The 6,478-nt window shown below is 51.1% G+C and carries 5 protein-coding genes; 2 read left to right on the top strand and 3 right to left on the bottom strand.

The window, feature by feature from the left end; genetic code table 11:
- The first annotated feature begins 618 nt into the window (after positions 1-618).
- Both ompF and aspC read left to right on the top strand, forming a co-directional pair.
- The gene (gene ompF / locus FDW98_RS20385; RefSeq protein WP_096757661.1) at positions 619-1,692 is read left to right on the top strand and encodes a porin OmpF; all 1,074 of its coding nucleotides are present in this window, start codon (positions 619-621) and stop codon (positions 1,690-1,692) included.
- 183 nt (positions 1,693-1,875) lie between these two features.
- Entirely contained in the window at positions 1,876-3,066 is a 1,191-nt protein-coding gene (gene aspC / locus FDW98_RS20380; protein WP_096757662.1) for an aspartate transaminase, read from the top strand.
- Between the two features lie 89 nt (positions 3,067-3,155).
- Here the strand turns inward: aspC and FDW98_RS20375 are convergent, their stop codons facing one another.
- The 3 genes from FDW98_RS20375 to ldtD form a co-directional block, all read right to left on the bottom strand.
- Positions 3,156-3,803, bottom strand: a complete 648-nt coding sequence (locus tag FDW98_RS20375; protein WP_096757663.1) for an MBL fold metallo-hydrolase — start codon at positions 3,801-3,803, stop codon at positions 3,156-3,158.
- A gap of 27 nt (positions 3,804-3,830) precedes the next feature.
- Positions 3,831-4,379: a YcbK family protein gene (locus FDW98_RS20370; protein WP_096757664.1), complete on the bottom strand. Its 549-nt coding sequence runs from the start codon at positions 4,377-4,379 to the stop codon at positions 3,831-3,833.
- 177 nt (positions 4,380-4,556) lie between these two features.
- Positions 4,557-6,308, bottom strand: coding sequence for a L,D-transpeptidase (ldtD, locus tag FDW98_RS20365; protein WP_096757665.1), 1,752 nt, complete (start codon positions 6,306-6,308; stop codon positions 4,557-4,559).
- Between the last annotated feature and the right edge of the window lie 170 nt (positions 6,309-6,478).

Below are 6,478 nucleotides of genomic sequence, written 5' to 3'. Positions count from 1 at the left end.
TCAGTTGCTTAACTGACTGGCATTACAGCATTGCTGGCCTTTTTTATATCCATCACCCATACACCGTTTTTCACTTTAGACAGACTCGCCATTCTCCCTGAATACAATCTCCTACTCCATTCATCCTGTTACGTAATATTTCTCTGCAACATATGCGCACAAAAAACAATCAGCATTTTTATTGTGGATTAGCATTTTCTGATTAAATAGACCATTTTTTAACCGTTCGCATGGCGTTCTGGACGGCTAAAAATAGTCAAGTGTAAAAATCGATCTTTCCGGCATCCGCACAGAAAAACACCGTTATGCTAATTAAACATAAGAAAATCATATAAATAGAAATAAAACTGTTGTTTTTTAGCGCGGGGACAGCTGAAGTTTGATATTGTTCACAAAGTTGCATAAAAATAACATTTAGTTACACATTTTTTCTTTTTGAAACTAAATCTTTATATTTGTAGCACTTTGACGGTAGCGAAACGGTTGTTTGAATGGAAAGATGCCTGTCAGACACATAAAGACACCAAACTCTCATCAATAGTTCCGTAAATTTTAATTGACGGAATTTATTGGCGGCAGTGGCAGGTGTCATATAAAAACCGATGAGGGTAATAAATAATGATGAAGCGCAATATTCTGGCAGTGGTTATCCCTGCTCTGCTGGTAGCCGGGGCAGCTAACGCTGCAGAAATCTATAATAAAGATGCCAACAAGCTGGATCTGTATGGTAAAGCGGTAGGCCTGCACTATTTTTCCAAGCACAACGGTGATAACGCCTATGCAGCAAACGGCGACCAAACCTATGCCCGTCTTGGTTTCAAAGGGGAAACTCAAATCAATTCCGAACTGACGGGTTACGGTCAGTGGGAATACAACTTTGCCGGTAATAACTCCGAAGGTGGTGACGACGCTCAGGAAGGCAACAAAACCCGTCTGGCATTCGCTGGCTTGAAATATGGCGACCTGGGTTCCTTCGATTATGGTCGTAACTACGGCGTCGTTTACGATGCGCTGGGCTATACCGATATGCTGCCGGAATTCGGTGGTGATACCGCTGCTTCCGACCAGTTCTTCTCTCAGCGTAACGGTGGTCTCGCAACCTACCGTAACTCTAACTTCTTCGGTCTGGTTGAAGGCCTGAACTTCGCCGTACAGTACCTGGGCAAAAATGAGCGTGATGACGCACGTCGTTCTAACGGCGACGGTGTTGGCGGTTCTGTAAGCTACGAAATGAATGGCTTCGGTATTGTCGGTGCCTACGGTGCAGCAGACCGTACTAATGCACAAGAAACGCTGACTTATGGTCGCGGTGCGAAAGCTGAGCAGTGGGCGACCGGTGTGAAATACGACGCCAACAACATCTACCTGGCAGCGAACTACAGCGAAACCCGTAACGCTACCCGTATCAGTAACGGCTACGCTAACAAAACTGAAGACGTGCTGCTGGTTGCTCAGTACCAGTTCGACTTCGGCCTGCGCCCATCCCTCGCCTATACCAAATCTAAAGGTAAGGACATTGAAGGTATCGGTGACGTAGATCTGGTGAACTACTTCGAAGTGGGTGCGACTTACTACTTCAACAAAAACATGTCCACCTATGTTGATTACATCATCAACCAGATCGATTCTGACAACAAACTGGGCGTAGGTTCTGACGACACCGTAGCAGTCGGTATCGTATACCAGTTCTAATAGCAGACCTCTTTGCTAAATGCCTAAAAAACAGGACTTCGGTCCTGTTTTTTTATGTCCATCAGCGGATTCTTGCGTCTTCAAAAAACACTCTATCTTTTCGTCACTAACGGTTGGCATTTTGTAAATCTACCGTTAACCTGATAGCGGACTTCCCTTCTGTAACCACAATGGAACCTCGTCATGTTTGAGAACATTACCGCCGCTCCCGCCGACCCAATTTTGGGCCTGGCTGATTTGTTTCGTGCCGATGACCGCCCAGGGAAAATCAACCTCGGGATCGGTGTATATAAAGATGAGACAGGCAAAACGCCGGTGCTGACCAGCGTGAAAAAAGCCGAGCAATATATACTGGAAAATGAAACCACCAAAAACTACCTTGGCATTGACGGTATTCCAGAGTTTGGTCGCTGCACTCAGGAATTACTGTTTGGTAAAGGTCACGCACTGATTAACGACAAACGCGCACGTACCGCGCAAACCCCTGGTGGTACCGGTGCATTGCGTGTGGCGGCTGATTTCCTGGCAAAAAATACCTCAACGCAGCGCGTATGGGTAAGTAACCCAAGCTGGCCGAACCATAAAAGCGTCTTTAACTCCGCCGGTCTGGACGTTCGTGAGTACAATTATTACGATGCGGCCAGCCATTCATTAGACTTTGATGCGCTACTGACAAGCCTCAGTGAAGCACAGGCAGGTGACGTGGTACTGTTCCACGGTTGCTGCCATAACCCTACCGGTATTGACCCTACGCTGGAGCAGTGGCAAACGCTGGCACAGCTGTCGGTAGAAAAAGGCTGGTTACCACTGTTCGACTTCGCTTATCAGGGCTTTGCTCGTGGTCTGGAAGAAGATGCCGAAGGCCTGCGCGCATTCGCCGCGCTGCACAAAGAGCTTATTGTCGCCAGCTCTTACTCCAAGAACTTTGGCCTGTACAATGAGCGCGTGGGTGCCTGTACGCTGATTGCTGCCGATGCCGACACCGTTGACCGTGCGTTCAGCCAGATGAAGTCCGTCATTCGTGCCAACTATTCCAACCCGCCGGCCCACGGTGCATCGGTTGTCGCCACCATTCTGAGCAATGATGCCCTGCGTGCAATCTGGGAGCAGGAACTGACCGACATGCGTCAGCGCATTCAGCGTATGCGTCTGCTGTTTGTGAATACCTTGCAGGAGAAAGGGGCAAACTGTGACTTCAGCTTTATCATCAAACAGAACGGCATGTTCTCCTTCAGCGGTCTGACGAAAGAACAGGTTCTGCGTCTGCGTGAGGAGTTTGGCGTTTACGCTGTCGCTTCCGGGCGCGTGAACGTCGCGGGTATGACGCCTGACAACATGGCGCCGCTGTGCGAAGCGATTGTCGCCGTGCTGTAAGCTCACCTGAAAAAAAAAAGCCCGCATATTCGTGCGGGCTTTTTTTTGCCGGATGGCGGCTAGCGCCTTATCCGGCCTACGGACTGGATTTACCAGACCGGCATTTCATCCTGCAGGAACGGATTGTGCTGGCGTTCATTCCCCAGCGTTGAAAGCGGGCCGTGACCAGGAATAAACGTCACATCATCGCCCAAGGGTAATAACTTGCGTTTAATCGAGTCGATCAGCTGGCTGTGATCCCCGCGCGGGAAGTCGCTGCGTCCGACTCCACCTTTGAAAATCACATCGCCTGAAATCAGCAGCTTTGACTGTTCATCGAAGAAGACCACGTGCCCCGGCGTGTGGCCCGGACAATGCAACACCTGTAACGTCACGTTGCCAACGCTGATGCGATCGCCTTCGTTTAGCCAGCGATCGGGCGTTAATGGCTCGCAGTCACCCAAGCCAAACATGCGGCTCTGCGAAGGCAGTCCCTGTAGCCAGAACTCATCTTCTTTTTCCGGACCGATAACCGGTACACCATAATGTTGCGCCAGTTCAGACGCCGCACCCACGTGGTCAAGATGACCATGTGTGAGCAGGATCTGCATAAGCGTCAGACCGCTGGCATCCACTTCCTGTTTGATTTTCTCGGCATCGCCGCCGGGATCGACCAACGCGGCAAGACGCGTTTGTTCACACCAGATCAGCGAGCAGTTCTGAGCGAATGCAGTGACCGGAATAATACGATAGTTCATACAGCTCCTGTTTCATTAAGCGACGGCTCACCAGTGCCGTGCAGGCCCGGTGTCAATATGCACAAAGTTACTGCGTGGGTAGTATCCTACACCACCTGCGCGCATAGATAACGCAGCTTTGCGAATATTACTTAATGCAACGCCTTCAATGTGGAAATCCATGGCCTGCCCTTTGGTGTGGTAACTTTTCTTTGCCACACCGCGGCTGCGCGCGCGTAATTCGTTGTTGGTATCGACAGAACGATAGCCGGAGATCAGCTGTACGGGTTTACGCGTGCCAAGGAGGCCTTGCAGACGGAAGAGTTGATCGAACAATCCCGGATCGATGGACTTGACTTTATTCGCGCGAAAATCACGGAAAAAGTGGTTAAGTTTTGCTAATTCGTCCTGAATATAGCCCCTGCCATCAAAAAACTCAGCTTTAATTGACTCACCGGTATGCAGGTTATTCAGAGTCAATATACGCGGACGTGGGGTGGAGAGTGTGGCAAACGCAGGCGTGGGCAGGATGGCGGCGCCGAGGGCAACGCCACCAAGCGCCAGCAGTTTGCGGCGATTAGCGTCAAATTTGTCCATGGTATTAAGGTCTACAAGGTCAATGTTATCGTATGTATGCTCTAGCGCACGCGGGAAACCTTACCGGGCTAACTAGTCTGCGTCAAGGCTCCCAACCCCAGGAAATACGGGGCCTGCAGCCATTTCACCCCGTTTCCAACATAACTTACGACAATCATTTTCCTCGAACTGCTTCATTTATCTGATTAATTGTTCCACTTTTGACACAATTTGTGCACTGGATCGCGCAGTAAGATCGTAATTGTAAATATCTGTACGATATTGCGTACGCCCATCGGGTCCAACAAATGCGGTCAGATAGTAAAGATTAACCGGAATATTTTGGCGAATATTCACGTAGCGCGTATCCCCTTGTTTCAGGGCATCCGAGATCCGCGAATCATTCCAGCCCGCATCCTGTAGCAGCATGTTCGCCAGTTCCGAGGCCTTATTCACGCGCACACAACCGGAACTGAGCGCCCGCGTATCTTTCTGGAACAAATTATGATTCGGCGTATCGTGCAGATAAATAGCATCCGAGCTCGGCATATTGAATTTATAACGACCCAGCGAGTTGCGCGCCCCCGGCGCTTGCTGGAAGCGGAACGGCAGATTTGACGGCGTAATCGTCGCCCAGTCCACCTGCCATGGATCGATTGTCTCTTTGCTGTTCCAGCCACGCATCACGGTATACCCGTGACGTTCGAGATAGCCTGGATCGTTCCATACCTTAGGCAGAATATCTTTACGCGCCAGCGTCGGCGGAACGTTCCACGGTGGGTTTACGACGACGTTATTCAGCGCGCTGCTCATCATCGGCGTTTTACGGTCAGGACGTCCCACAATAACCCGTGAATCCAGCACCTGATTACCGTTTTGATAATAGACCAGCGAGTAAGCCGGAATATTAACCATAATCCCGGTAGACATCTCACCCGGCAGCAGGCGTAAACGCTGGATATTCAGTGCCAGCACACCCGCGCGCTGCGCGGGCGTCACGTTCAGCCAGTCACGCGTTGCCGGACCAATTGCACCATCTGCCCCCAATCCCTGCCACGTCTGAAAACGCTTTACCGCCGCAACCAGTTCACTGTCGTAAGCACTACGCCCTTCTCGGGCAGATGTACTGACTGTCGAATCCAGCATGCCGGTACGCTGCAAAATTTCGCGCAGGGCCGGAATATCATTACTCCATTCACCTGGGCGCAGCGTGGCTGTGCTGGTTAACTGTGGCCACGGGCGTGAATCGCCCACCAGCTTCAGCAGCGATTCATGCATCGCCGCGTACTGCGGGTGCTGCGGCGTCAGACTGGCTATAAAGGGGGTTAACTGGCCGTTATCCAATGCCACCTGCCATTGATTAATCACTGAAATGGGCGGCGTAGTCAGCGCGTAAGGCTTGTCGCTGTAGAGCCAGCGATTGCCTTTGACCGGGATATTGGCAATAAAGTGAAGGTAGCCCATCATCGCGTCAGAAAGAACGGCATCCCGCGCCAGGCCCGTTACGCCTGGGTCGGTCAATAAAGCCACCCAATTGGTGAACTGCGGCTGAAAACCGGCAATCGCCACCTCAGCGAGCTGTTGCTGAAAAGCTTTGACCGCATCGCGATTTTCCCACATCGGTTTCATATCGCGGGCGGCGTACAGCAACGCCAGTTGGCTCATGTAAACCGGCGTATAACCTACTGGAAGTTGAGAACGTAATTCTGCGCGGGCATTATCCACAGACGCGCCATCCGGCAGCGCCTGAATACCCGCCATCACGGCTGTGGCGAAAGATTGTCCCTGCGGCTGCGATAACGCGGTTGGCTGCTCGCTGACGGTCGCTGAGCTGTCGCCAGGGATCATTTCAGGCTCATCGGCCTGCGCATTGAACAGCGGAGCGAATGTTACGGCCAGGCACAAACTGATTGCCGACAGCCGACGACCACACATTTTATTAAGCAACATCCCTTGCCCCCTGTTTTCTTTATCATACTTAAATAGCCAGGCCGTCTGTATTCTCCCGATTATCTCGGGGCGGGCCTGTAAAACGCCAATACGCTCTGAAGTATGACGAACAAGCCCGGTGACGCGTCGGGCTTATCTTCAGTATATAAACATCAAATCGTTTTTGCCTA

This window comes from Citrobacter sp. wls711 (assembly GCF_005281055.1).
GTDB lineage: Bacteria > Pseudomonadota > Gammaproteobacteria > Enterobacterales > Enterobacteriaceae > Citrobacter > Citrobacter gillenii.
Note: the sequence above shows the minus strand (reverse complement) of the source record. Positions and strands in the feature narration are given on the sequence as shown.

Bases quoted from the DNA above. Each gene is read 5' to 3' on its own strand.
- ompF (WP_096757661.1), top strand. From the start codon at position 619: ATGATGAAGCGCAATATTCTGGCAGTGGTTATCCCTGCTCTGCTGGTA.
- FDW98_RS20370 (WP_096757664.1), bottom strand. From the start codon at position 4,379: ATGGACAAATTTGACGCTAATCGCCGCAAACTGCTGGCGCTTGGTGGC.
- aspC (WP_096757662.1), top strand. From the start codon at position 1,876: ATGTTTGAGAACATTACCGCCGCTCCCGCCGACCCAATTTTGGGCCTG.
- FDW98_RS20375 (WP_096757663.1), bottom strand. From the start codon at position 3,803: ATGAACTATCGTATTATTCCGGTCACTGCATTCGCTCAGAACTGCTCG.
- ldtD (WP_096757665.1), bottom strand. From the start codon at position 6,308: ATGTTGCTTAATAAAATGTGTGGTCGTCGGCTGTCGGCAATCAGTTTG.